At 72.6% G+C, this 22742-nt stretch carries 22 protein-coding genes; 10 read left to right on the forward strand and 12 right to left on the reverse strand.

Going from position 1 to position 22742, the window contains the following annotated elements:
- Positions 1 to 55 precede the first annotated feature (55 nt).
- Positions 56 to 733 carry a DNA alkylation repair protein gene (locus tag OVA21_RS16930; protein WP_096907421.1) on the forward strand — a complete coding sequence of 226 codons (678 nt, stop codon included), beginning with the start codon at positions 56 to 58 and terminating at the stop codon, positions 731 to 733.
- Between the two features lie 27 nt (positions 734 to 760).
- Here OVA21_RS16930 and OVA21_RS16935 read toward each other — a convergent pair whose 3' ends face one another.
- On the reverse strand, positions 761 to 1900 hold the full coding sequence (locus tag OVA21_RS16935; protein ID WP_268092921.1) for a glycosyltransferase: 1140 nt from the start codon (positions 1898 to 1900) through the stop codon (positions 761 to 763).
- Between the two features lie 61 nt (positions 1901 to 1961).
- Between OVA21_RS16935 and OVA21_RS16940 the strand changes: the two genes are divergently transcribed.
- From OVA21_RS16940 to OVA21_RS16965, 6 genes are all read left to right on the forward strand, one after another.
- A complete protein-coding gene (locus OVA21_RS16940; RefSeq protein ID WP_069389054.1) occupies positions 1962 to 2846 on the forward strand; it encodes a WcbI family polysaccharide biosynthesis putative acetyltransferase in 885 nt (294 codons plus the stop codon).
- The gene (locus tag OVA21_RS16945) at positions 2843 to 3865 is read left to right on the forward strand and encodes a hypothetical protein (RefSeq protein ID WP_268092922.1); all 1023 of its coding nucleotides are present in this window, start codon (positions 2843 to 2845) and stop codon (positions 3863 to 3865) included. The genes OVA21_RS16940 and OVA21_RS16945 overlap by 4 nt, the downstream gene beginning before the upstream one ends.
- On the forward strand, positions 3862 to 5274 hold the full coding sequence (locus tag OVA21_RS16950) for a glycosyltransferase (protein WP_268092923.1): 1413 nt from the start codon (positions 3862 to 3864) through the stop codon (positions 5272 to 5274). Before OVA21_RS16945 ends, OVA21_RS16950 begins: the two co-directional genes overlap by 4 nt.
- A 105-nt stretch (positions 5275 to 5379) precedes the next feature.
- The gene (locus OVA21_RS16955; RefSeq protein ID WP_268092924.1) at positions 5380 to 6570 is read left to right on the forward strand and encodes a glycosyltransferase; all 1191 of its coding nucleotides are present in this window, start codon (positions 5380 to 5382) and stop codon (positions 6568 to 6570) included.
- Positions 6567 to 7673, forward strand: coding sequence for a glycosyltransferase (locus OVA21_RS16960; RefSeq protein WP_268092925.1), 1107 nt, complete (start codon positions 6567 to 6569; stop codon positions 7671 to 7673). The genes OVA21_RS16955 and OVA21_RS16960 overlap by 4 nt, the downstream gene beginning before the upstream one ends.
- The gene (locus tag OVA21_RS16965) at positions 7670 to 8515 is read left to right on the forward strand and encodes a glycosyltransferase family 2 protein (protein ID WP_268092926.1); all 846 of its coding nucleotides are present in this window, start codon (positions 7670 to 7672) and stop codon (positions 8513 to 8515) included. Before OVA21_RS16960 ends, OVA21_RS16965 begins: the two co-directional genes overlap by 4 nt.
- Before the next feature lie 191 nt (positions 8516 to 8706).
- On the opposite strand, the gene OVA21_RS16970 is transcribed toward OVA21_RS16965, so the two are convergent.
- The 4 genes from OVA21_RS16970 to OVA21_RS16985 all read right to left on the reverse strand — a co-directional run bounded on the left by OVA21_RS16970 (position 8707) and on the right by OVA21_RS16985 (position 12373).
- Positions 8707 to 9498, reverse strand: coding sequence for an ABC transporter ATP-binding protein (locus tag OVA21_RS16970; RefSeq protein ID WP_067712961.1), 792 nt, complete (start codon positions 9496 to 9498; stop codon positions 8707 to 8709).
- A 2-nt stretch (positions 9499 to 9500) separates the two neighbouring features.
- Positions 9501 to 10475, reverse strand: a complete 975-nt coding sequence (locus OVA21_RS16975; RefSeq protein ID WP_096906528.1) for an ABC transporter permease — start codon at positions 10473 to 10475, stop codon at positions 9501 to 9503.
- On the reverse strand, positions 10472 to 11455 hold the full coding sequence (locus OVA21_RS16980) for an ABC transporter substrate-binding protein (RefSeq protein WP_096906529.1): 984 nt from the start codon (positions 11453 to 11455) through the stop codon (positions 10472 to 10474). Before OVA21_RS16980 ends, OVA21_RS16975 begins: the two co-directional genes overlap by 4 nt.
- Positions 11456 to 11569: 114 nt before the next feature.
- Complete coding sequence (locus OVA21_RS16985; protein WP_096906530.1) at positions 11570 to 12373, reverse strand: siderophore-interacting protein; 804 nt, start codon at positions 12371 to 12373, stop codon at positions 11570 to 11572.
- Between the two features lie 45 nt (positions 12374 to 12418).
- On the opposite strand from OVA21_RS16985, the gene OVA21_RS16990 reads away from it, so the two are divergent.
- Entirely contained in the window at positions 12419 to 12781 is a 363-nt protein-coding gene (locus OVA21_RS16990) for an oxygenase MpaB family protein (protein WP_119192106.1), read from the forward strand.
- On the opposite strand, the gene OVA21_RS16995 is transcribed toward OVA21_RS16990, so the two are convergent.
- From OVA21_RS16995 to OVA21_RS17005, 3 genes are all read right to left on the reverse strand, one after another.
- The gene (locus OVA21_RS16995; RefSeq protein WP_119192107.1) at positions 12726 to 13607 is read right to left on the reverse strand and encodes a sulfite exporter TauE/SafE family protein; all 882 of its coding nucleotides are present in this window, start codon (positions 13605 to 13607) and stop codon (positions 12726 to 12728) included. The two genes, OVA21_RS16990 and OVA21_RS16995, sit on opposite strands and share 56 nt — an antisense overlap.
- Positions 13608 to 13649: 42 nt before the next feature.
- Entirely contained in the window at positions 13650 to 14246 is a 597-nt protein-coding gene (locus tag OVA21_RS17000; protein ID WP_268092927.1) for a rhodanese-like domain-containing protein, read from the reverse strand.
- Between the two features lie 119 nt (positions 14247 to 14365).
- Complete coding sequence (locus OVA21_RS17005) at positions 14366 to 15760, reverse strand: MBL fold metallo-hydrolase (protein WP_069390454.1); 1395 nt, start codon at positions 15758 to 15760, stop codon at positions 14366 to 14368.
- Positions 15761 to 15993: 233 nt separating this feature from the next.
- On the opposite strand from OVA21_RS17005, the gene OVA21_RS17010 reads away from it, so the two are divergent.
- Complete coding sequence (locus OVA21_RS17010) at positions 15994 to 18372, forward strand: MMPL family transporter (protein ID WP_069390448.1); 2379 nt, start codon at positions 15994 to 15996, stop codon at positions 18370 to 18372.
- Positions 18365 to 18970 (forward strand): TetR/AcrR family transcriptional regulator, encoded by a 606-nt coding sequence (locus tag OVA21_RS17015; RefSeq protein ID WP_067717435.1) that lies wholly within the window; start codon positions 18365 to 18367, stop codon positions 18968 to 18970. Before OVA21_RS17010 ends, OVA21_RS17015 begins: the two co-directional genes overlap by 8 nt.
- Positions 18971 to 18997: 27 nt before the next feature.
- Here the strand turns inward: OVA21_RS17015 and OVA21_RS17020 are convergent, their stop codons facing one another.
- Genes OVA21_RS17020 through OVA21_RS17035 form a run of 4 tightly spaced genes read right to left on the reverse strand, consistent with a single transcriptional unit; the run spans position 18998 to position 22654 of the window.
- Positions 18998 to 19819 (reverse strand): MBL fold metallo-hydrolase, encoded by an 822-nt coding sequence (locus OVA21_RS17020; protein WP_067717439.1) that lies wholly within the window; start codon positions 19817 to 19819, stop codon positions 18998 to 19000.
- Positions 19819 to 20694: an ABC transporter ATP-binding protein gene (locus OVA21_RS17025; RefSeq protein ID WP_096906534.1), complete on the reverse strand. Its 876-nt coding sequence runs from the start codon at positions 20692 to 20694 to the stop codon at positions 19819 to 19821. Before OVA21_RS17025 ends, OVA21_RS17020 begins: the two co-directional genes overlap by 1 nt.
- A complete protein-coding gene (locus OVA21_RS17030; RefSeq protein WP_069389191.1) occupies positions 20691 to 21719 on the reverse strand; it encodes a FecCD family ABC transporter permease in 1029 nt (342 codons plus the stop codon). The genes OVA21_RS17025 and OVA21_RS17030 overlap by 4 nt, the downstream gene beginning before the upstream one ends.
- Positions 21716 to 22654 carry an ABC transporter substrate-binding protein gene (locus OVA21_RS17035; protein WP_096906536.1) on the reverse strand — a complete coding sequence of 313 codons (939 nt, stop codon included), beginning with the start codon at positions 22652 to 22654 and terminating at the stop codon, positions 21716 to 21718. The genes OVA21_RS17030 and OVA21_RS17035 overlap by 4 nt, the downstream gene beginning before the upstream one ends.
- Positions 22655 to 22742 lie beyond the last annotated feature (88 nt).

The following is a 22742-nucleotide window of genomic DNA, read 5'->3' on the forward strand; positions in this document are numbered from 1 at the left end:
CCGGCGAGTATAGGTGCGCACGGCGCCGCCGGGAGGCGCGGACGAGGAGACGATGATGACGACGACGACAACGCCGACCCGCGACGAGGTGATGGCCGAACTCGCGGAACTCGAGGACGCACGGATCCTGGAGGTCAACGAGCGGCACGGCGACGACCACGCGGTCAACCTCACCTCGCTCCGGGCGGTCGCCAAGCGGGTGAAGAAGAACCATCCGCTGGCGCTGGAGTTGTGGGACACGGGCGACTCGGCGGCGAGGCTGCTCGCGTTGCTCGTCTGCCGGCCCAAGGAGTTCTCGGCCACCGAGCTGGACACGATGCTGCGCGAGGCCCGCACCCGGAAGGTCCACGACTGGCTGGTCGGCTACGTCGTGATGAAGGGCCCGCACGCCGAGGACCTGCGCGTGGCGTGGGTGGACGACGCCGACCCGGTGGTCGCCTCCGCCGGCTGGGCGCTCACCGCCGACCGGGTGGTCAAGAAGCCCGAGGGGCTGGACCTGCCCGCGCTGCTGGACGTGATCGAGGCCGAGATGGCCGGCGCCCACGAACGGCTGCAGTGGGAGATGAACACGTGCCTGGCCCAGATCGGGATCCAGCATCCGGATCTGCGGGCGCGCGCACTGGAGATCGGCGAGCGCCTGGGTGTGCTGCGTGACTACCCGACGCCGCCGAACTGCACCTCGCCGTACGCGCCGGAGTGGATCGGCGAGATGGTCCGTCGCCAGGAGGCCTGACGACCCGACCGGGTCCGCCCCGCTGCACTACCTCTCGGCCGCAGCGGAGAGCACGTGTCGGTAGATCCGGGCGTGGGCGGCGGCGACCGCGGCGTCCTCGGACGCGGGAGCGCGCGCCGGGACCGGCGGGCCGTCGAGGGCGGCCATCAGCGCCCGGCGCAGGTCGTCGGCGGTGGGGTGGCCCGGGCCGTAGACGGCCGTGCCCGATCCGGCCGACCCCGATCTGGTCGACCCCGATCCGAGCACGCCGGGGTCCCACTGCTCGGCCAGGTACCCGATCCGCGGGATGACCGGCGGCAGCCCCAGATCGCGGCACAGCTCCAGCCAGCCGGAATGGGTGCCGTGGCGGTGGGGCAGGACGAGCGCGTCGAATCCGGCCAGGGCCGCGCACAGTTCGTCGTCGGCCAGGTGGTCGTGGGCACGGACCTCGACGTCCGGATGGGCGTCGAGCCGGTCGAGCGCGGTCGCGGCCGCGTGGCGGGGATGCTCCGGATCGCGCGCGGCGGCCAGGGCGTCCGCGCGAACCATCACCGTCAGGTGGGCACCCTCGGACAGCGCGGTGACCAGCGGGGCCAGGAGTTCCTCGCCGGCGACTCCCGCGCGCAGCGAGCCCAGCACCACACCGACCATGCGTCTGCCTCCGGAGCGATCGAGCCGCGCGAGCCGGTACGGCTCGGTGACCTCCGCGGCCATGAGCCGGGGATGCGGGAGGACCTGCGCGCGGGCGCCCCACCGTTCGCGGATCTCCGCGGCGGCGCCGCGGGTCAGCGTGATCACCGCGGCGGCGCCCCGCACGAGGTGGCCGGTGCGCTCGAGATGGGCGGCGGGGTCGGGCTCGTGCGGGTTGGTCAGGTCATGCACGGTGACCACCAGCGGCAGGCCCCGCGACCGCAACGCCGCCACGAACTCCGCGATCTGCCCGGGGGAGCGGTGCTCGTAACCGAAGTGCACATGCACGACGTCGGCCCCGTCGAGGACCTCGGGACGGTCGGCGGCCTCGAGCGCCGGGTGCGGCCACCAGCGGGCGGGCTCGGCCGGATCCAACACGGGGTCCGCGAGCACCGAGACGTCGGCCGCGGGCGAGATGGCGTGGCGGACGTAGTCGTGCCCGGCCGGCACGGAGCGCACCCGGACCGGCGGCCGGGTCGGAGAGGAGCCAGTGTTCACCCCGCCACCGTGCCACGCCCGCCGGTTGCCGCCACCTGGGCCCCTGCATACGCTCGGCCCGGTGAGCACCCCCGACCTCCCGACCGTCATGGTGATCGGCAACTGCCAGGCGGACGTCTACCGCGACCTGCTCCGGACCTCCGCGGAGGTCCGGGTGGTGGACGTGCGGCCGGTGTACGAGATGACGGCCGACGACCTGCCGGGCCTGGAGACGGACCTCGCCCGCACGGACGTGCTGATCGTCCAACCCGTTCGCGACGACTACCGCGACCTGCCGCTCGGACACCGCCAGCTCGCCGCGCGCCTGCCGGCCTCGGCCACGGTCGTGCTGACCCCCGTCCTGCGGTACGCCGGACTGCATCCGTACCAGGTGCTGGTCCGCCCACCCCATGACCGCTCCCTGGTCCCGCCGATCGCGCCGTACCACGACCTGCGGGCGATCGTCGCCGCCGCGACCGGCGACCGGAGCGTTCTCGACGCCGCTCCGACCCCCGAGCAGGCGCGGGCCTCGGCCACCGAGTCGGTGGAGGCGCTGCGCGTGCGCGAGCAGGCCCACGGGACGCTGGTCGCCTCGGACCTCCTCGAGGGTGCCCCGCGCTGGCACACCATCAACCACCCCGACCGGCACACGTTGGCCACGGTGTTCGACCGCATCATCGAGCGCCTGCCCGCAGGCCTGCTCACCGACCCGCCCCGCATCGGCGACCGCGAGCCCCTCGGCGGCACGCGCGCGCCGGTGGAGTCGACCGTCGCACGGGCGCTCGGCGTGGAGACCGGTGATGTCGCCGGGGGCGCCCGCTCGGGAGAGTGGTTGGTCGACGGCGTCCCGGTGCCCAGCCGCGAGATCGTCGACGCCCACCTCGACTGGTACGCGGCCACGCCCGGAGTGGTGGAGGAGGGCCTGCGTCGGCACGCCGCCCGCATCGAGATGCTGGGGCTGAGGTGAGCAGAGGGCATGCCGGCGAGCAGCGCGCGCCGCTGACGATCGCACCGATCACACTCGCCCTGGGGCCGCCCGAACACGGGGTGACCCGGTTCGCGGTGGAGTGCGCCCGCGCGGCCGGGACGGAGGTGCTCGAGGTCGCGGACGTCGCCGGGGTACGCGAGGTACTCGACGCCCGACCCGGCGCGCCGGTCCACCTGCACATCAACGATTCCCTCTTCGGCGCCACCGCTGACGACGCCGCGATGACCGTGGAGGATCTGGCGCGCGGCCGCCGCATCGCGGTCACCCTGCATGACGTCCCCCAGCCTGCAGAGGGCGCTGAGCGGTGTCGGCGGCGCACGCGGGCCTACCAGCGCATCGCGGCGGCGGCGGGGCTCGTCGTGGTGAGCTCCGAGCACGAGCGTCACCTCTGCGCGGTGGCCGACATCGCCGTCGACGCGGTGATCCCGCTGCCCGTCCCCGACCTGGCGCCGCCCGCCGACCTGACCCCCGACGCCCGGTCGGTGGGGGTGTTCGGATTCCTGCACCCGGGCAAGGCCGTCGACGTGGTGGCCGCCGCCGTCGCCGCGCTCGCCGACGCCGGCGACGAGGCCGTGTCACTACGCCTGTTGGGGACGCCCGCCGAGGGGCACGACGACTACGTCCACGCCGCGCTGGAGACCGTCCGGGCCGCCGGTGGCGGCGTGGAGGTGACTGGACGGATCGACGACGACGACCTCGCCCGCGTCCTCGGCGAGGTCACCGTGCCCGTCGCCCTGTTCCGGAACGTGTCGGCGTCGGGGTCGCTCAACACCTGGGCCGCGGCCGGGCGACGCCCCCTGGTCTACGACTCGGACTACACCCGCGAGATGGAGCGCCGGCATCCCGGCTCCCTGCTCATCACCGACGGGGCGGATCTCGCCGGCGACCTGCGCCGACTCCTCGACGACCCGTCCCCCACCCGTCGCGAGGCGGCACCATCGGGGATGGCCGAGCTCGGCGGGGCGTACCGCCGGGCGTGGGAGGGATGGCTCGCATGACAGACTCCGCGAGCACTGACGCACCGAACAGTGACGTCCCGAGCAGTGACGTCCCGAGCAGTGACGTCCCCAAGAGTGTCGACGTGGTGATCCCGTTCTACGAGGACCAGCCGATGCTCGACCGGATCCTCACGGCGCTGCGCCACCAGAGCGACCCCCGACGGACCGTTCGCGTCATCGTCTCCGACGACGGCTCTCGCACCGCGCCGGTGGTCCCGCCCGAGGTCACCGTCGTGCGCCAGGATGATCGCGGCTTCCGCGCCTCGGCAGCGCGCCACCTCGGCGCCTGCGCGGGCGAGGGCGACCTCCTGCTGTTCCTCGACGGCGACACCGTCCCGGGGCCCGACTTCGTGGCGACGATGTGCGCTGCGCTGGACGGCCACCCGGACCTGCTCGCAGTGGGCCGCCGGCGGTACGGCCGGTTCGCCGTCACCCGGACCGGGGCCGAGCCGACTTTCGAACCGGACGAGATCCTCCCCGACCCCGCCTGGCCTGCGGCGTTCTACGCGGAGACGACGGACCTCACCCGCGGCGAGGACCTGTGGCGGGGCGTGTTGTCCGCAGCGTGCGGCCTGCACCGCCGCCTCTACGACCTCGCCGGCGGGTTCGACCCGGACATCGTCGGCTACGGCGGCGAGGACTGGGATCTGGCGTGGCGGTGCGAACAGGCCGGCGGGCGCCTGCGTTACCTACCCGACGCGGTGGCCTGGCACGACGGCCCCGACTGGGCCGGCCGCGCCGACGCCGACCACACCGACGGCGGTCAGGCGGACGGTCACCGCGACGAGTCGGACCGGCTCGCCCGGAAACTCGCCCAGAAGAACGCCGAGTCCGCCCTCCTGGCCGGCCTCATCGCCTCACCGCTCACTCGGCCGGCCGCCGGGATCTTCGCCCTGCCGTCGGTCGCGGTCCACGTCCACGCCGGCAGCCCCGAGTTCGCCGGGACCGGCTCCACCGCCGCGACCTGCCTCTCCCTGCTCGCCTGGGGCGACGTGGCCGTGACCGTCGACCCCGCCACACCCGACGCCGCCGTGGTCGCCCGACTCTTCGCCGATGACCCCCGGGTGACCCTCGGGACGCGCGGTCGGTGGTGGCGGCCCGGTACGCCGGGCGCGGGCCCTCGTCGTCGTCCCCCCGTCCTCGTCGACATCCTCCGTCCCTGTGCGCCGGGGGCGCTCGACCCGCGGCGCCTGCGCGCACTGTGCCCACCGGTGGGGAGCGTGACCCTGGACGACGACGAGGGCTACAGCCTCGCGGAGGTCCGAAGCTCGCGGGCGCTCGCACGCGAACTCCACTGGGGCGAGCAGCCACCCGAGCCGACCGCGGTCGCGGCATCGCACGCCGGGGTCCGAGGCGTCGACGACGACGGCTCAGGGGTGCGGCTCGAGAGGGTGCTCGGCGGCTGGTGAGGACCGGGGGTGGCCAGCGGTGGCGGAGGGCCCCCCGGGGGGCCACTATTTACAGGTTCTGACATCACCCCCGGACCCGCCGGGGGGACGAGACGAGAGGGGACCGTGGACGCCCGTAGCGAGGATCGACTCGACATCGCAGTGATCGGCCCGTCGCGGTTCCCCATCCGGGAGCCGTACGCCGGTGGGCTCGAGGTCGTGGTGGCCAAAGAGGTGCGGGCGCTGCGCGCACGCGGGCACCGCGTCACGCTCTACGCCGCCGCCGGCAGCGAGGGCCACGACCGTCGATTCGAGTTCACCACCCTGGCCGCCGCCACCGGACGCGGCGACAGCTACTACCCGCCCGGCGGGTACGAGGCCGACGCCGCGGAGTTCGAGCGGCTCATGGACCACGTGGCGGTGTCCCGGTTCGACGTGGTGCTCAACCACAGCCTGTCGCACGTCCCGCTGGTCCGAGCGGCGGAGATGGACACGCCCATGATCACGACCCTGCACTGCCCGCAGTTGGCGCCCATGCAGGAGGCGTTCGACCGGCTCGGGTCGGCGACCGGCAGGGTGCTCGCGGTGAGCAACTCCGTGCTCGGGTCCTGGCGGGTGCCACACGGCGCCGAGGTGCTGCCCAATGGCGTGGACCTGCAGGTGTGGCAGCCCCGGGCCGGGGCTGCCGGGCGGTCCGCCGCCCGTCCCGTATCCCGACCCGCCGCCGCAGCCCGACCGGTCGCCGGGCACTCCTCGCGGGTCGGCACCCGTCCCACCGACCGTCCCCGCGCCGTGTGGACCGGTCGGATCGTGCCCGAGAAGGGCCCGCACCTGGCGGTCGAGGCGGCCCGTCGCGCGGGGCTCCGGCTCGACCTGGCCGGCCGGGTCGGCGACGACCGGTACATGGAGAGGATGCTCGCGCCCCGGCTGCGCGACGCCGGCGACAGCGTGCGCTACCACGGTCCGCTCGGTCGGGACGCGCTCGTCCCGCTCGTCGCCTCGGCCGCGGTCGCACTGGTGACCCCGTGCTGGGAGGAGCCGTTCGGGCTCACCGCCGTCGAGGCGCTGGCCTGCGGTACCCCGGTCGTGGCACTGGCGCGTGGAGGCATCCGAGAGATCCTCAGCGGCCAACCCGGCGTCGTGCTCGTCGAACCGGGCCGTGACCCCGCGTCCGCCCTCGCGGCCGGCATCCCCGCCGCGTTGACGCTGGACCGCGCCGCGACCGCCCGCGCGGCCGCCGCCGCGTTCTCCCACGACGCCCGCATCGACCTGCTCGAAGCCCGCCTGCGCGGGCTGCTGGTGGGCGCCGCGTCGTGATCGGGATCTACGCCCACCACCAGGGCAACGGCCACGTGCAGCGGGCGCTCTCGGTTGCCGCCGACCTGGACGACGAGGTCACCATACTCACCTCCGCCCGCATCCGCGACGACGCCAATCCCGTCCCCGGGCGGATCCGGGTCCTCCCGCTCCCACTGGACTACGACGAGGCCGGGCCGGTGGCGGACCCGACCGCCGGGGGCAGGCTGCACTGGGTGCCGCTGGGGCAGACCGGGCTCCGTCAGCGCATGGCGATGATCGCCGGGTGGATCGACCGGACCGCGCCGGACGTGTTCTGGAGCGACATCTCCGTCGAGGTGACCCTGGCCGCGCGGCTGACCGGGACGCCCGTGGTCACCACCGTGCTGCCGGGCCGCCGCGACGACGCCCCGCACGTCCTCGCGCACGGGGTGTGTTCGGCCCTGGTCGCCGGGTGGCCGCGCGCCGCCGGTGCGCCGGCCCCCGCAGGGGCGGACCGCCCGCTGGTGCCCGTCGGCGGGGTCTCGCGCTTCGCCGACCGCGCTCCCGACCCGGGCGCCCGGGGCGGTGGCCGACCGAGGATCCTGCATCTGCGGGGCTCCGGTGGCGCCGGCCACGACGCCCGCTGGGACGCCGTTCCCGGGCTACTCGGCGACGTCGAGTGGATCTCGCTCGGCGGGCCGGGCGGACGCTGGGTGGCCGACCCGTGGGAGGAGATGTGCCGGGCCGACGTGGTGATCACCGCCGCTGGGCAGAGTTCGATCGCCGACCTCGCCGCCGCCGACGCCCACGTCGTCGTGACTCCCGAGGAGCGCCCCTTCGGCGAGCAGGACGCCACCGCCGACACCCTCCGGACGCTGGGGCTGGCGGAGGTCGTGGGCCGCGACGACCCGGTCGACCAGCTGGTCGACTCGATCCGGCGCACGCTCGGGCGCGCCCGCTCGACCCCGGGTGCCGGGTCGGGCCTGCGGGAGGCGTGGGAGGTCGACGGTGCGGCCGCACGCCTGGCCGGCGTGCTCACCGCGGTCGCCTCGGGTCACGAGCCGGAGGGCCAGGGGGCCGGTCACGGGGCCCGTCACGCGGCGGGCCAGGGGGCCCGTCACGCGGCGGAGGCCGCGCTGTGACCGCCGCCGCGTCGATCGCGGTGGTGACCGTCTGCACGCCCGGTCGCGCCGAGCACCTCCGCTCACAACGTCGGGCGATGGCCCAGAACCTGCCCGGCGCCCGGCACGTCGTGGTCCTGCCCGAGCGGCCGGGCAGTGCCGACCTCGCCGAGGAACTCGCCGCTGACGGTGTCGAGGTCGTGGAGCTGGAGGCCGGCCCCGACCTGCCCGTCGCCCGGAGCCGCAATCTCGGCGGAGACAGAGCGGCCGAGCTGGGCGCGAAGCTGATCGTCTTCCTCGATGTCGACTGCATGCCGGGCCCCGACCTGGGGTGGTACTACTCCGAACTGCCCGACGGTGCCGTGGGCCTGGGCCCGGTCACCTACCTGCCCGAGTCCGCCGGCGCCCCCGACCCCGCCGAGTTGCCGGCCTTCACCGACCCGCACCCGGCACGCCCGTTCCCGGCCCGGGGCACCCGCGCGCTGGAGCCGGACGAGTTCGGGATGTTCTGGTCCCTGTCGTTCTCTCTGCGCCCGGCGCTGTGGGCGCGCCTACGCGCGGACTTCGGCGGGTTCGACGAGGCCTTCACCGGTTACGGCGCAGAGGACACCGACTTCGGGCGCAGGCTGCTGTACCGCCGCATGCCGGTGCTGCTCGTGGCCGGCGCCCATGCCTACCACCGGTGGCACCCGGTCGCCGATCCGCCGGTCGACCACCTCGCCGACCTGCTGCGCAACGGCGCCCACTACGCCGAGCGTTGGGGTGACTGGCCGGCCCCGGGCTGGTTCGAGGAGTTCGAGCAGATGGGGCTCGTGCGCCGCAGCGGCGACGGCTGGGAGGCCGCTGCCCCCGTCGACCGCTGAGTCGCACCCCTGCCCACAGCACCACGCGCGCCGAGAAGAGGATCTCGCGCGTATCGCCCGAGAAGCGGGTGTGCGAATTCCTCTGCTCGACGAGCGGTCGGGCGGTCGGCGGCGGGGCCCGGTCGGGGTGGCGGCCAGCGGGGCCTGGTCGGGCCGCCGCCGGCGCGGGCGCGCTCGGCGGGTGGGGCGGGTCAGCCGAGGAAGGCCTGGTCCGACAGGGTCGCGCCCTTGATGTTGGTGAACTCGCGCAGCAGGTCCTGCACGGTGAGCGCGGACTTGGTCGCGGCGTCGGCCTCGTAGACGATCCGGCCCTCGTGCATCATGATGAGCCGGTTTCCCAGGCGGATGGCCTGCTCCATGTTGTGCGTGACCATGAGGGTGGTCAGACCGCCCTCGCGGACGATGCGCTCGGTGATCGTGGTGACCAACTCCGCACGCTGCGGGTCGAGGGCCGCCGTGTGCTCGTCGAGCAGCATGATGCGCGGCTGGGTGAACCCGGCCATGAGCAGGGACAGCGCCTGCCGCTGTCCGCCCGAGAGCAGGCCGACCTTGGCGGTGAGCCGGTCCTCGAGGCCGAGCTCCAGCATGGAGAGCTGCTCGGCGAACCGGCCACGGCGCTTCTTGCTCAGACCCGGGCCGAGCCCCCGCCGGCGGCCGCGCAGCAGCGCGAGCGACAGGTTCTCCTCGATGGTGAGGTTGGGCGCGGTCCCGGCGAGCGGGTCCTGGAAGACGCGGCCGACGTACTTGGCGCGCCGGTGCTGCGGCAGGCGGTTGACGTTGGTGCCGTCGATCTCGATGTTCCCGCTGTCGGCGAGCAACCGCCCGGAGACGGCGTTGAGCAGTGTCGACTTGCCGGCGCCGTTGGAACCGATCACCGTGACGAAGTCGCCCTCGGCGAGCGTGAGACTGAGGTCGTGCAGCGCCCGGCGCTCGTTGACGGTGCCGGGGAAGAACGTCTTGGACACTCCGGTGACGGTCAGCATCGTCACGCCTCCTTGGTGCCGGTCGCGGCGGCGCCGGCGGACTCGGGTCCGGCGGCGACGGCGGTCCCGGTTCCCGCCGCCGCACGTTCGTTGGCGGCGACCGGGGCGGTGGGTTTGCGTCCGAAGCGTCCGCCCGCGCCCTTCCAGCGGGGCAGCAGCAGCGCGACCACGACGAGGATGGCCGTGACGGCCTTCATGTCGTTGGGATCCAGGCCGACGCGGAGGGCCGCGAAGATGATGAGCTGGTAGAGCAGGGCGCCCAGGATCACGGCGAGCACCGCGAGCAGAAGCTTGCGCTGGCCGAGGATGGCCTGCCCGATGATCACCGAGGCCAGGCCGACGAGGATGAGGCCGATGCCCATCGAGATGTCGGCGAAACCGCGGTACTGGGCGATGAGCGCGCCGCACATGCCCACGAACCCGTTCGACAGGGCCAACGTGAGGGTCTTGGTGAAGTCGGTCGAGACGCCGAACGAGGAGATCATGGGGCCGTTGTCACCCGTGGCACGGATGGACAGACCGAGGTCGGTGGTGAGGAACCACAGGACGACCAACCCGAGCAGCAGGACCACGACCGCGAGGATGGCCACCCCGGGCCACTCGCCCAGCAGGTCGGCGTCCTTCAGGGGCGTGAACACGGTGTCGCTGCGCAGCAGCGGGATGTTCGCGCCGTCCATGATCCGCAGGTTGACGGACCACAGCGCGATCATGGTGAGGATACCGGCGAGGAGGCCGTCGATCTTGCCCTTGGTGTGCAGCAATCCCGTGACCGTGCCGGCGAGGAACCCGGTGCCGAAACCCGCGAGGGTCGCGAGCACCGGGTTCCAGCCGGCGAGAATGCCCATGGCCGCCGTCGCGGCGCCCGTGGTGAAACTGCCGTCGACGGTGAGGTCGGGGAAGTTGAGCACGCGGAAGGTCAGGTAGACCCCCAGCGCCATGACCCCGTAGATGAGGCCTACCTCGACGGTCCCGATCACTTCTTCTCAGCCTCGGCGAGGATGTCCTCGGGGATCGTCACGCCCTGACGCTCGGCGGCGTCCTCATTGACCACGTAGGTGAACTCGGTGGCGGTCTCCACGGGCATGGTGGCCGGGTCTTCACCGTCGCGCAGGATGCGTAGTGCCATCTCGCCGGTCTGGCGGCCCAGCTCGGTGTAGTCGATGCCGAGGGTGGCGACGGCGCCGCCCTCGACGGTTCCCGACTCCGCGGCGATCACCGGGATCTGCTTGCCCTCGGCGACCTGGACCAGCGAGGCGATGCCCGAGACGACCATGTTGTCCGTGGGGACGTAGATCGCGTCGACGTCACCGAGGGCCTCGACGGCCTGCTGGATCTCGTTGACCGTGGTGACGGTCTGGGTCTCGATCTCCAGGCCCAGCGGGCCCGCGGCCTCACGGGCCTGATCCACCTGGACCTGCGAGTTGACCTCGCCGGAGGCGTAGACGATGCCGATGCGCTCGGCGTCCGGGACGATCTCCTTGAGCAGCTCGAGCTGCTTCTCGATCGGGGCGGCGTCCGAGGTGCCCGTGACGTTGGCGCCCGGCTCCTCCATCGAGTCCACCAGCTCCGCCGAAACCGGGTCGGTCACCGCGGTGAACAGCAGCGGCACGTCGGTGATGTTCTGAGCCATCGCCTGGGCGGCCGGGGTGGCCACGGCCAGGGCCAGGTCCAGGTCGTCGGAGGCGAACTGCTGGGCGATGGTCAGTGCGGTGCCCTGCTCGCCGTTGGCGTTCTGCTCGTCGAACTCGACCTCGACGCCGGCCTCGGAGAAGGCCTCCTTGAAGCCGGCCGTGGCGGAGTCGAGGGCCGGGTGCTGGACGAGCTGGTTGATGCCGATGCGGTAGGACTCGCCGCCACCACCGGCGGCGTCGTCCTCACCACCGCTCGAGCAACCTGCGAGGACGAGTGCCGAGGTGGCGACCAGTCCGGTGATGAGCTTCGCGCGTGAGAATGCCATATGCCATGCCCTTGTCTGTGCCTTCTGGGCCTCACGGTGTTCACGCGAGGGGCCGGATGCGAACGGTGCTGGCACATGAGGTTACCGGGTCGCCCGGTCATGGTGAGCCCGGACTCACCTCACGGGCTGCTGCGGCGCCTCCTCCGATTCCGCCAGTTGCCGCTTCCAGGTGCGGAAGCTCTCCTCCGAGCGCCCGCGCCGCCAGTATCCCGAGATCGACGCCCGCGCGGCGGGGATGCCGCGCTCGGTGCGCAGATAGGGGCGCAGGTGCTTCATCACCGTCTCGGCCTCGCCGTGGACGAACGCCTGCACGTCCCCGTCCGGCCACGGCATGCCCCGGACCGCGTCGATCAGCGGTGCCTCGCCGTCGATCATCCCGGGGCCGGCGTCCGCCGAGGAGGTTCCGCGGTGCACCCAGGTGATCTCCACGCCCGCCGGCGCGGTGATCGGGATCTCGTCGTCGTCGTCGGGCACCTCGAGGAACACGGCACCCGTAGCGTTCTCCGGCAGCGACTCCAACGCTGCCGCAATCGCCGGCACAGCGGTCTCGTCACCTGCCAACAGGTGGAAATCCGCCTCAGGGTCCGGCCGGTACCCGCCGCCGGGGCCGCGCACCGCGACCCGGGCGCCGGGTGCGACGGACCGGGCCCACGGACCGGCGACACCCTCGTCACCGTGGACGACGAAGTCGATCCAGATCTCGCGCGCGTCCGCGTCGACCCGCCGGACGGTGTACGTGCGCACGACCGTCTCCCCGGCGTGGGGCAGTTCGAGCTTGACGTAGCTGTCCGTCTCCGCGCGGGCGGCGAACGAGTCGAAGCCGTCCCCGCCGAGGACGACCCGCACGAGGTGCGCGGTAACCGGCTCCGTACGCAGCACCGTGAGGGTGAGCGGAGGGCGGGCCTGGGGGCGAGTCACGGCGTTCTCCTTCGACCTGGGTTGGTTAGGTGACCCTATCCTTGCATGCTTCCGGGCGCTGCGAGGGGGGCCCCGCTCACCGAGGCCGAGCTGGACCGCATCATCGAGATGGCGCGACCCCCGGGGACGACGCTCAACGTCCCCGGGGCGCGATGGCCGGCCACCTGGGCCGAGTACGAGAAGCGCTTCGCCGACGGGCTCGTCGGTGGGAGGGCAACCGGCGCGTCGGCCGACCGCCGCGCCGGCACGGCCAACAGCTGCGACCGCAGGACCTACCGCCGCGGCGCCTCGGCCAACGACCCCGACCGCACGGCCGGGGTGGATCGTCTTCCGGCGTCGGGCCGGGCCGGTGTCAGGCCACGCTGGCGGCGGCCGGTTGCGGGGACCGGAGAGGGCAGCGTTCCCTGAACCCGAACGCGCAGATCGCGGCTGCGCCTGCCACGACCACGACGATGCCGAGGATGATCGGCGCGGCGGGGAAGGGTAGTTCCTGGGACAGGACGAAGGCGCCCATGAGCAGGACGAAGAACCCGAAGCCCTTGCGCAGCGCCTTCTCGGGGACCACGGAGGTGAGGCGGACGCCGACGAAGGAGCCGGCGATGGCGGCGGCGGTGACCGCCGCGACGAGCGGCCAGTCCAGCGACACCGAGGTGAGGTAGCCGCCGAGTCCGGCGAAGGACTTCATGGCGATGACCAGCAGCGAGGTGCCCACGGCGGCGGTCATCGGCAGGCCCGCCAGGAGGACGAGGGCCGGGACGACGAGGAAGCCGCCGCCCGCACCGACCAGACCGGTCGCGGCGCCCACGACGAGGCCGTCGAGCAGGATCCGCCACAGCGGGTGGTGGTGATCGTTGCTCTGCCCGTCGCGGTCCTTGCGTCCCTTGATCATGGCGCCGGCGGTGGCGATCATCATGATCGCGAAGGCGACCATGAGGACGGTGCCGGGGATGTAGCCGCCGGCCAGTCCGCCGAGGAACGCGCCCACCATGCCGGCGGCGCCGAAGATCAGTCCCGTACGCCACTGGACGTTGCCCTTGCGGGCGTGGCCGAAGAGGCTGACCAGTGAGGTGGCGCCCACGACGAACAGGGAGGTCGCGATCGCCTCCTTGGGGTCGAGCCCACCGATGTAGGTGAGCAGGGGGACGACCAGGATGGATCCGCCCCCGCCGAGCAGGCCCAGGGACAGTCCGACCAGGACGGCCAGGGCCACGACGATGATCGTGGTGATCTCCATGTCAGGTGCCTTTCTCCGGCGGGGGCGCCGGGGTGGGATCGGTCAGGAGCGGGCGGGCAGCGAGTCCAGGACGACGCCGAGGCCCGGCTCGTCGGCCAAACGGTTCCACGGCATCTTCGACAGGCCCGCGGCCATGGCGCAGGAGTTGCTCGCCGCGGAGTAGGTCAGCCCGGCTCCGATGGCGCCGGCGAGGTAGGCGAACTTGGGGGAGACGACCTTGGAGGCGGTGACGCCGGCCAGGACGAGCGAGCCGGCGACCATGCGGACCTGCCGGTCCATCGCCCAGGCGCCCTTGCCGCGGACGACCTCGCCGCCGGCGGCCTCGTAGCCGGCGATGCCGCCGTCGAGCACGGTCACCGAGTCGGGGTCGACGCCCACGGACTCGAGCCGCTCGTTCGCCTGGCGGGCTCGGTTTTTGGACTGGCAGATGAGGACGACCTGGCCGGGCAGGCGGGTGGCGAACTCCTCACCGTGCTCGGCGAGCAGGGGCAGCGGCACGTTGTAGGAGCCGCGGATGTGCACCGAGGAGAACTCGGCCCCGGAGCGCACGTCGATGACGGTGGGCGGGGTGTCAGAGTCCATCGCCTCTCGCAGATCGGCGGGAGCGATGGTCGGGGCGTTCGTCAGCGTGGAGAGCATGGGTGAAGCGATGTCCTTTGACTGTTCGGGGTGTGTGGGGGTGTCGGGGTGGTGGCGCCGGGCGCCACCGGACCCGGGGGCCGGACGGGTGTCCGGCCCCCGGGTGTGGGCGCGACCGGTCAGACGGTCGCGAGGTTGCGCTCGGACCAGGCGGCGTAGCTGCCCTCGAGCTCGACCACGCGGTAACCGGCGCGACGCAGGGCGCTGGCCGCGACCGAGTTGCGGACGCCGCTCTGGCAGTAGGTCACGATCGGTCCGTCGGTCGGGAGCCGGTCGAGGTTCCACAGCGCCCGGCCGCCGCTGAGCTGCTCGGAGCCCGGGATGTGGCCGTCGGAGTGCTCGGTCTTGTTGCGCACGTCCAGCACCATCGCGGAGTCGAACGAGGCGAGCTCGTCCGGCCCGATCATCTCGGGGGTCGTCATCGGCAGACCCTCGAAGCTGGTCGTGTAGCCGGTGACCGTGTCGATTCCGACGCGCAGCAGGTGATCGCGCAGCGCCTCGGCCATCTCGACGTCCTCGGCCAGGACCACCAGGGGCGTGTCCTCCTTCTCGGGGTCGTAGACCCAGGCGCCGAAGGACGCGGCCTTGTCGACGCCGGGGATGTTGAGCGCCCCGGGGACGGTGCCGGCGTGGACCTCGTCCTGGCCACGGGTGTCGACGACGACGACCTCGTTCGCTTCGAGGGCGTCGGCCAGCTCGAGGGTGCCGAACTCGCGGAGCGGGGCCAGTGCGCCCAGCACCGCGGGGCCCTCCTTGTTCTGCCGCTTCATGCGGCCGAAGTAGGCGTGCGCGTCCGGCTGTCCGTCGAGCATCTCGTCGATGAAGCCCTGCTCGTCGTCACGCTCGACGTACCCGGCCCACCATGCGAAGCGGCGCTCGTAGCCGACGCTGGTCGACGGCAGCGCGCCGAGGGCCTTGCCACAGGCGCTGCCCGAACCGTGGCCGGGGAAGACCTGGACGTGGTCCGGCAGGGTGACGAAGGAGTCCTTCAGGCTGCGGAAGATCTGCTTGGCGCCCTCGAAGCGGGTGTCGACCCCACCCGCGGCCTCGTCGAGCAGATCCGGTCGGCCGAGGTCTCCGGAGAAGACGAAGTCGCCGGTCAGCATGTATCCGGGGCTGTCCGCGAAGGCGCCGTCGGTGATGAGGAACGACAGGTGCTCCGGGGTGTGGCCCGGGGTGTGCACGACCTCGACGGTGATGTTGCCCAGCTTGAGCTGGTCACCGTGGTGCAGGCGCTCCGCTTCGAACCCGTACTGCCAGTCGTCGCCGCCCTCGCCGGAGACGTAGGCGGTCGCGCCGGTGGCCTGCGCGAGCTCACGGGTGCCGGACAGGTAGTCGGCGTGGATGTGGGTCTCGGTGACGGCGGTGATCGTCATGCCGTGCCGGGCCGCGAGGTCCAGGTACTGGCGGATGTCGCGGCGGGCGTCCACCACCATCGCCTCGTTCTTGGCCTGGCAGCCGATGAAGTAACCGGCCTGGGCGAGGTCTTCGTCGTAGATGCGCTCGAGAAGCATGCTGCTCTCCTTGTCGATCGGGTTCCCGGTGTCGGGGTGTTCCACGACGATACATACCCCATGGGGTATACGCAAGACACCCTGGGGGTATGTCCTTGCGGCTGTTCTGCCGCCGCGCGTGGCGTCCGAGGGTGGCCTGCGCCACAAAAGATTGCACGGGCTGTGGAATCGTGCAGATGCCGTGCAAAACTGTGAGGGTTCGCGAAATGCACCTACGCACCAGGAGCCAGCGCATGGCGTCATTCCTCTACCGCATCGGGCGGTCCGCCTACCTGTTCAGATGGCGGTTCATCGCAGCCTGGATGCTGTTGATCGTCGGTGTCGGCACGGCCGCCGCCACGCTGACGCAGCAGACCAGCACCACCTTCTCGATCCCGGGACTGGAGTCCATCGAGACCCAGGAAGAGATGCAGGAGAGGTTCGCCGGCGCGGGCAGCCAGCTCGACGCCCCGACGGGGACCGTCGTCATCGGGGCGCCCGAGGGCAGCACCCTCACCGACCCGGCGGTGTCCGAGGACGTCGATGCCTTCCTCGCCGATCTGCAGGGCCTGGACTTTCTCGCCGGGACCGACGCGCTGGTCAGCCCGGTGATCGCGGCCGAGGGGCTGTCGGAGCAGTTGACCGCGGCCAAGGCCGAGCAGGGCATCGCCGAGGAGCAGATCGCGGCCGATATCGCCGCGTTGAGCCCGCTCAGCCCGGACGAGAGCACCGGCACGGTCGAGGTGCGGTTCGACGCCGAGAGCACGATGGACGTGCAGGCCGAGGACCGCGAGGCCTTCGCCGAGGTCGTCGCCGAGCACGAGGGCGACCTGACGATCGCGTACTCCGGCAACGCCTTCCAGATGTCCGAGATCAGCGCCGTCGGCGAGATCATCGGCATCGCGGTCGCCGCCGTGATCCTCCTGGTCACCTTCGGTTCGCTCATCGCCGCCGGCATGCCGCTGCTCACGGGCGTCATCGGCGTCGGGATCGGCATCGGCGGCATCTTCGCCGCCACCGCCTTCACCGACACGATCAACACCATGACGCCGACCCTGGCGTCCATGATCGGCCTGGCCGTGGGTATCGACTACGCGCTGTTCATCGTGTCGCGCTTCCGCACCGAGCTGGTCAAACACATCGGCGGCAACGATCTCGAGCCCGCCGAACTCGCGGAGAAACTCAAGGCGATCGACGCCCACAAGCGTGCACACCTCGCCGGGCTCGCGGTCGGCAAGGCCGGATCCGCGGTCGTCTTCGCAGGACTGACCGTGCTCATCGCCCTCGCGGCGCTGTCGATCATCAACATCCCGTTCCTCACCGCGATGGCGATGTCCGCCGCCGCGACGGTGGCGATCGCCGTGCTGGTCGCGATCACGCTGCTGCCGGCCATCCTCGGCGCGGTCGGCACCAAGCTCTTCGCCGCCCGCATCAAGGGCGTCAAGGCGCCCGACCCGGAGGACGAGAAGCCGACGATGGGCCTGGCGTGGGTCCGCCGGATCCGTGCCCGTCCCGTGCTCTTCGCGGGCGCCGGTGTCCTGCTGCTCCTCCTGCTGGCCATCCCGGCCGCGCAGCTGCGGCTGGCCATGCCGTCCGGCGGCACGATGGCCCCGGACACCCCGAACCGTATGGCGTACGACATGACGGAGGAAGCGTTCGGCCCGGGCCGCAACGCCCCGATGATCGCGCTCGTCGACACCCTGCAGGTGCCGGAGGAGGAGCGTCCGGCGGCGTGGGCCGCCGCGGTGGATCAGATCCAGGCGTTCGACGGGGTGGAGAACGCGCAGATCATCGAAACCAACGAGGCCGGTGACGCCGCCCAGGTGCTCATCACCCCCGAGTACGGTGCCACCGACGAGCGCGCCGCGAGCGTCCTCGAGGAGATCCGGTCCGGAGCCGAGGGCTTCGAGCAGGAGACCGGGGGGACCTACTCCGTCACCGGCGTCACCCCGATCTACGAGGACATCTCCGAGCGTCTGACCGAGGTGCTGCTGCCGTATGTCGGCATCGTCCTCGCGCTCGCGTTCGTCCTGCTCATGCTGGTGTTCCGGTCGATCTGGGTGCCGCTGATCGCCGCCCTGGGCTTCGGCCTGTCGGTGGCGGCGACCTTCGGCATCACGGTCGCGATCTGGCAGGAGGGCTGGCTGGGCATCATCTCCGATCCGCAGCCGGTCATCAGCTTCCTGCCCATCATGCTCATCGGCATCGTGTTCGGCCTCGCCATGGACTACCAGGTATTCCTGGTCTCGCGCATGCGTGAGGGTTGGGTCCACGGCAAGACCGCCCACAACGCGGTGGCCAACGGCTTCAAGCACGGCGCCCGCGTGGTCACCGCGGCGGCCCTGATCATGATCAGCGTCTTCGCCGCGTTCATGCTGATCGACGAGCAGTTCATCAAGGTGATGGGCTTCGCCCTGGCGGTCGCCGTGCTGTTCGACGCCTTCGTCGTCCGCATGACGATCATCCCCGCGGTGATGTTCCTCCTCGGCGAGCGCGCCTGGGGCCTGCCGCGGTGGTTGGACAAGATCCTCCCCACCGTCGACGTGGAGGGCTCCGCCCTGGAGACCGGGCAGCAGGAGAGCTCCGCTGTGGCATCCGCCGACGGTGGTGAGAAGGCCCGCGTCGATGCCTAGCCTGCGTGAGCGCAAGAAGGCCGACACCCGCACCCGCCTCTCGGCGGCCGCAGTGGAACTGCTGGTCGCCGAGGGGGCGGAGCGGGCGACGGTCTCGGCCATCGCCGGGAGGGCGGGTGTCTCGACCCGGACGTTCCACAACTACTTCGCCCACCGCGAGGACGCGTTCGTGCACTTCCTGCGCGAACAGATCGCCGAATGGGTGCGGCAGGTGGAGCAGGCGCCGGCAGACCTGTCGCCACTGGATGTCCTGCGCTCGACCTTCCACGAGCTCTACGGGCGCTCGGCGGACGATATCGACGCCGCCGAGAACCTGCTGGTGGCCGGGGAGCAGATCGGCCTCATGCTGGGCCCGGACGCCTGGACCAGCATCGCCGAGAACATCCTGGATCCGCTCTACGAGGCGGTCGGCCGCCGCGCACCGCAGCTCAACTGGTTCCGGGTCCGCGTCATGGTCGACCTGAGCCTCGCCGCCGGGGCGTCGGTGCTCAGGCACCGACCGGGTGGGGCCGGGCCCGCCGACTCCGCCGAGTCCTACCTGGACGACGCGTTCGATCTCCTCCAACACGGCGCCGCGAGGTTCCTCGAGCGCGACTGAGCAGCACGACCGAACAGCGCGACTGGGTCAGTACAGCCGGGGAGCCTCCCCGCAGCGGACGAGTTCGCCGTCGACACCGGCCCGCGCGCCGTGCTCCCGCAGGCGCGCGGCCAGCTCGTCGGGCGGCGGGTTGTGGTGGCCCAGGTGCACGGCCACCACGTCGGTCCGCTCGTCGACCGCCCCGATGTCCCGGAGTCTCCGGAGCATCGCCCCGAACCGGTCCAGGCCCAGGTGGGCGGGGGAGATCTCCTCGCGGTCGCCCAGCGTCTCCTCGAGGAAGACCGCGTCGTAGCGGGCGCCGCGCACCGCGGTGAACCACTCGTCGTCCCACGGCCCGGTGTCGCTCGCCCACAGCAGGCGGGCGCCGCCGGGCCCGGTCACGTCGTAGAGCACCGCGTCGCCGTCGCGGAACACGCGGTGCCGGGCGGGCAACACGCGTACGTCGTAGGCGCCCACCCTGAGCCGGTCGCCGGCGGTGACGGGGACGAAGCGCACCGGGTCGTCGGGGCCCACCCAGGGCCGACACGCATCGAGCGCGTCCGGGGGGCCGACCACCTCCAGCTCGCCGGCGTCGGGGACCCACGAGCGGAAGAGCAGGACCTGGGGTCCGAGATGGTCGGCGTGGGCATGCGTGACGAGCAGATGTCCCACCGCCGCCAGAGACCGTCCGAGCCGCACGGCCGAGCCGGGCGCCTCCGGTCCGCAGTCGATCAGCAGCTCGTCGTCGACAAGCGCGGAGGTCTGGCCGCGCACCACGCCGAGCCGGCGTGCCTCGTCGCATGACGGGCACCGACAGAACGGGTTGGGCCAGCCGTCCGCGGCGCCGGTCCCCAGCAGGACGACCTCCATCAGACGCCCGCCCCCGGCGCCGCGCCGGGCGCCGACCCGGGCGCGGGATCCGGGCCCGCCTCGCGCAGCGGCAACACGGCGCGGCCGTCGCGGCGGTCGAGGACCTCCACGCGCGCGTCGTAGACCTGCGCCACCCGCTCGACGGTGAGGACCTCCTCGGGCCGGCCGTCGGCCACCACACGGCCCCGGTCGAGCAACACCAGCCGCTGCCCGTAGTGGGCGGCGGAGGTGAGGTCGTGCATCGCCGCCACGACGGTCAGGCCGGTCTCGCGGCGCATGGAGTCCACCAGGTCGAGCACCTGCTGCTGGTGGCCGATGTCCAGCGCGCTGGTGGGCTCGTCGAGCAGCAGGACCCGCGGTTCCTGGGCCAGCGAGCGGCCCAACACCACCCGCTGCAGCTCACCGCCGGACAGCGTCGTGGCGGTGCGCGAGGCCAGGTCGTGCAGGTCCAGGCGATTGATGACGCGGTCGACGACCTCGTGGTCGTCGGCGCTCTCGGTGCCGAACCGGCCGATGTGCGGGGTGCGGCCGAGCCCGATGAGTTCGCGCGCCGTGACCCCCTCGGGGACGACCGGGCGCTGCGGCATCATCGCCACGGTCCGTGCCACCCTGCGGCGACCCGCGCGGCGCGGGGTCAGCCCATCGACCTCGATGTGACCGGCGGCGGGGATGAGCCCGGCGAGCGCGAACAGCAGGGTCGTCTTGCCGGAGCCGTTGGGGCCCACCAGGGACACCCACGAGCCGGCGTCCACGGCGAGGTCGACGCCGTGGAGGATGGCCGTGCGGTCCCGGGTGACGCGCAGGTCGCGGCAGGCCAGGGCGACCGGCGCGGGTGACGCGGCCGCCGCGGGTGACGCCGGTGGTGTGGCGGTCATATGTGCCCCCGGCTGCGGCGCAGGACGATGAGGAAGAACGGGGCGCCGATCGCGGCGGTGACCACTCCGATGGGCAGCTCGGCCGGGCTCATCGCGGTGCGGGCGACGACGTCGGCCAGGATGAGGAACGCCGCGCCTACCAGCAGCGACACCGGCAGCAGCAGGCGGTGCCCCGGCCCGATGAGCATCCGCACGGCGTGCGGGATGACGATGCCCACGAACCCGATCAGGCCCGACACGGACACCACCGCCGCCGTGCCGAGGGTGGCCACGCTGATGAGGACCAGGCGCACCCGCGCCGGGGCGATCCCCAGCGTCGCGGCCTCGGCGTCCCCGACCGCCATCACGTCGAGGGTGCGGCGGAACAGGGCGATCACGGCCACCGCCACGAGCACGTACGGCAGCACCGTCCGCACGTCGGTCCAGCCGCTGGTCGTGAGGCGGCCGAGCGTCCACGAGTACACCTGCCGCAGGGTCTCGTCGTGGCGCTGCATGAAGAACGTCTGGATGGCGCTGGCGAACGCCGCCACGGCGACGCCGGCGAGGATGATGACCACCTCGCTGCGTCCACCGCCGACACTGCGGCCCAGCGTGTAGGTGGCCAGCACCGCGATCATGCCGCCGGCGAACGCGGCGGGCGGCACCATCGCCGAGCCCATCGCGCCGCCCACGACGATCGCCAGGGTGGCGCCCAGCCCCGCCCCGCTGGACACCCCGAGCAGGTACGGGTCGGCGAGCGGGTTGCGGAACACGCCCTGGTAGGTGGCCCCGGCGATCGCGAGCATCGCGCCGACGATCGCGCCCAGCACCACGCGTGGGATGCGGATCTCCCAGAGGATGACCTGCTGACGTTCGGTGAACCCCGAGTTGATGTCGACGAGCGGCAGCCGGCCCACCAGTTCGAGCACCACGCCGCCCGGGGTGAGGCCGGCCGGGCCGATGAGGGTGCCGAGCAGGACCGCCGCGGCCAGCAACAGCGTCGCCCCGCCCAGCACGAGGGCGCGGCGGGGCGACGGGCGGGTCACGAGGCGGGCTGGTTCGCGGGGCTCTCCGCGGTCTCCGGCGCGGCGTCGGGCACCGCGGTGACGATCGCGGCGACCTCGCGCATGAAGTCGACCACGCGCGGGCCCCACCGGCTGGACAGGTCCTCGTCGACCACGTGGACGCGCCCGTCGCGCACGGCGGTGAGTCCGTCCCAACCCGGCCGCTCGGCCACGACCTCCGGGGTGATGCCGCAGCACTGGCCGTCGGCGAGGAACACGAGGTCCGGGTCGGCCTCGAGGATGAGTTCCTCGGACAGCTGCGGGTAGGGGTCGTCGCCGGTGGCGATCGAGGTTAGGCCGAACAGGGAGTAGATCTCCCCGACGTAGGTGTCGTCGGTGACGGTGTAGTAGGTGTCGTCGAGCTCGTGGAAGTACGTCAGCGGGGTCTCGCGCTCCGGCACCGAGGCGACGATCTCGTCGATCTCGCTCTGCATCCGCGACACGAGTTCGGCGGCCTCGCCGATGTGCCCGGTGGCCGCCCCGACCTGCTCGAGCTGGGTGTAGGTGTCGTCGAGGGTCTGCGCGGCGGGCAGCTGCAGCACCTCGACGCCGGAGCGTTCGAGGCCGGCCACGATGTCCCCGGTGTCGTCGGTGAGCACGACGAGGTCCGGCGCGTATCCCAGGATCGCCTCGAGGTTGGGCGTGTAGCCGGACAGGTCGGTGACCGGGGCGTCGGAGGGGAAGTCGGACCGCTCGTCGACCGCCACGACGCTGTCCCCGGCGCCGACGGCGTAGAGCATCTCGGTGGTGGTGGGGGCCAGCGACACGATCGCCTGCGGTTCCTCCGCCGCGGCGGAGGTCTGGTCGGCCGGGGCCGGCTCGTCGCCGCCGGTGCCGCTGCCGCTGCACGCGGAGGCGACCAGCGCCAGGGCGGCCAGGGGGGCGAGCAGCAGCGAGCGGGCTCGTGGATGGTGCATGGCATCCTCCGTGATTCGGAGGAAGAAAACAGCTCGGGCCGCGGCCTGGGCCGCTGCACGCGACCGTCCTTCGTCCGAGGTCAGTACG

Origin of the sequence: Dietzia sp. SL131 (assembly GCF_026672565.1) — a bacterium.
GTDB lineage: Bacteria > Actinomycetota > Actinomycetes > Mycobacteriales > Mycobacteriaceae > Dietzia > Dietzia kunjamensis.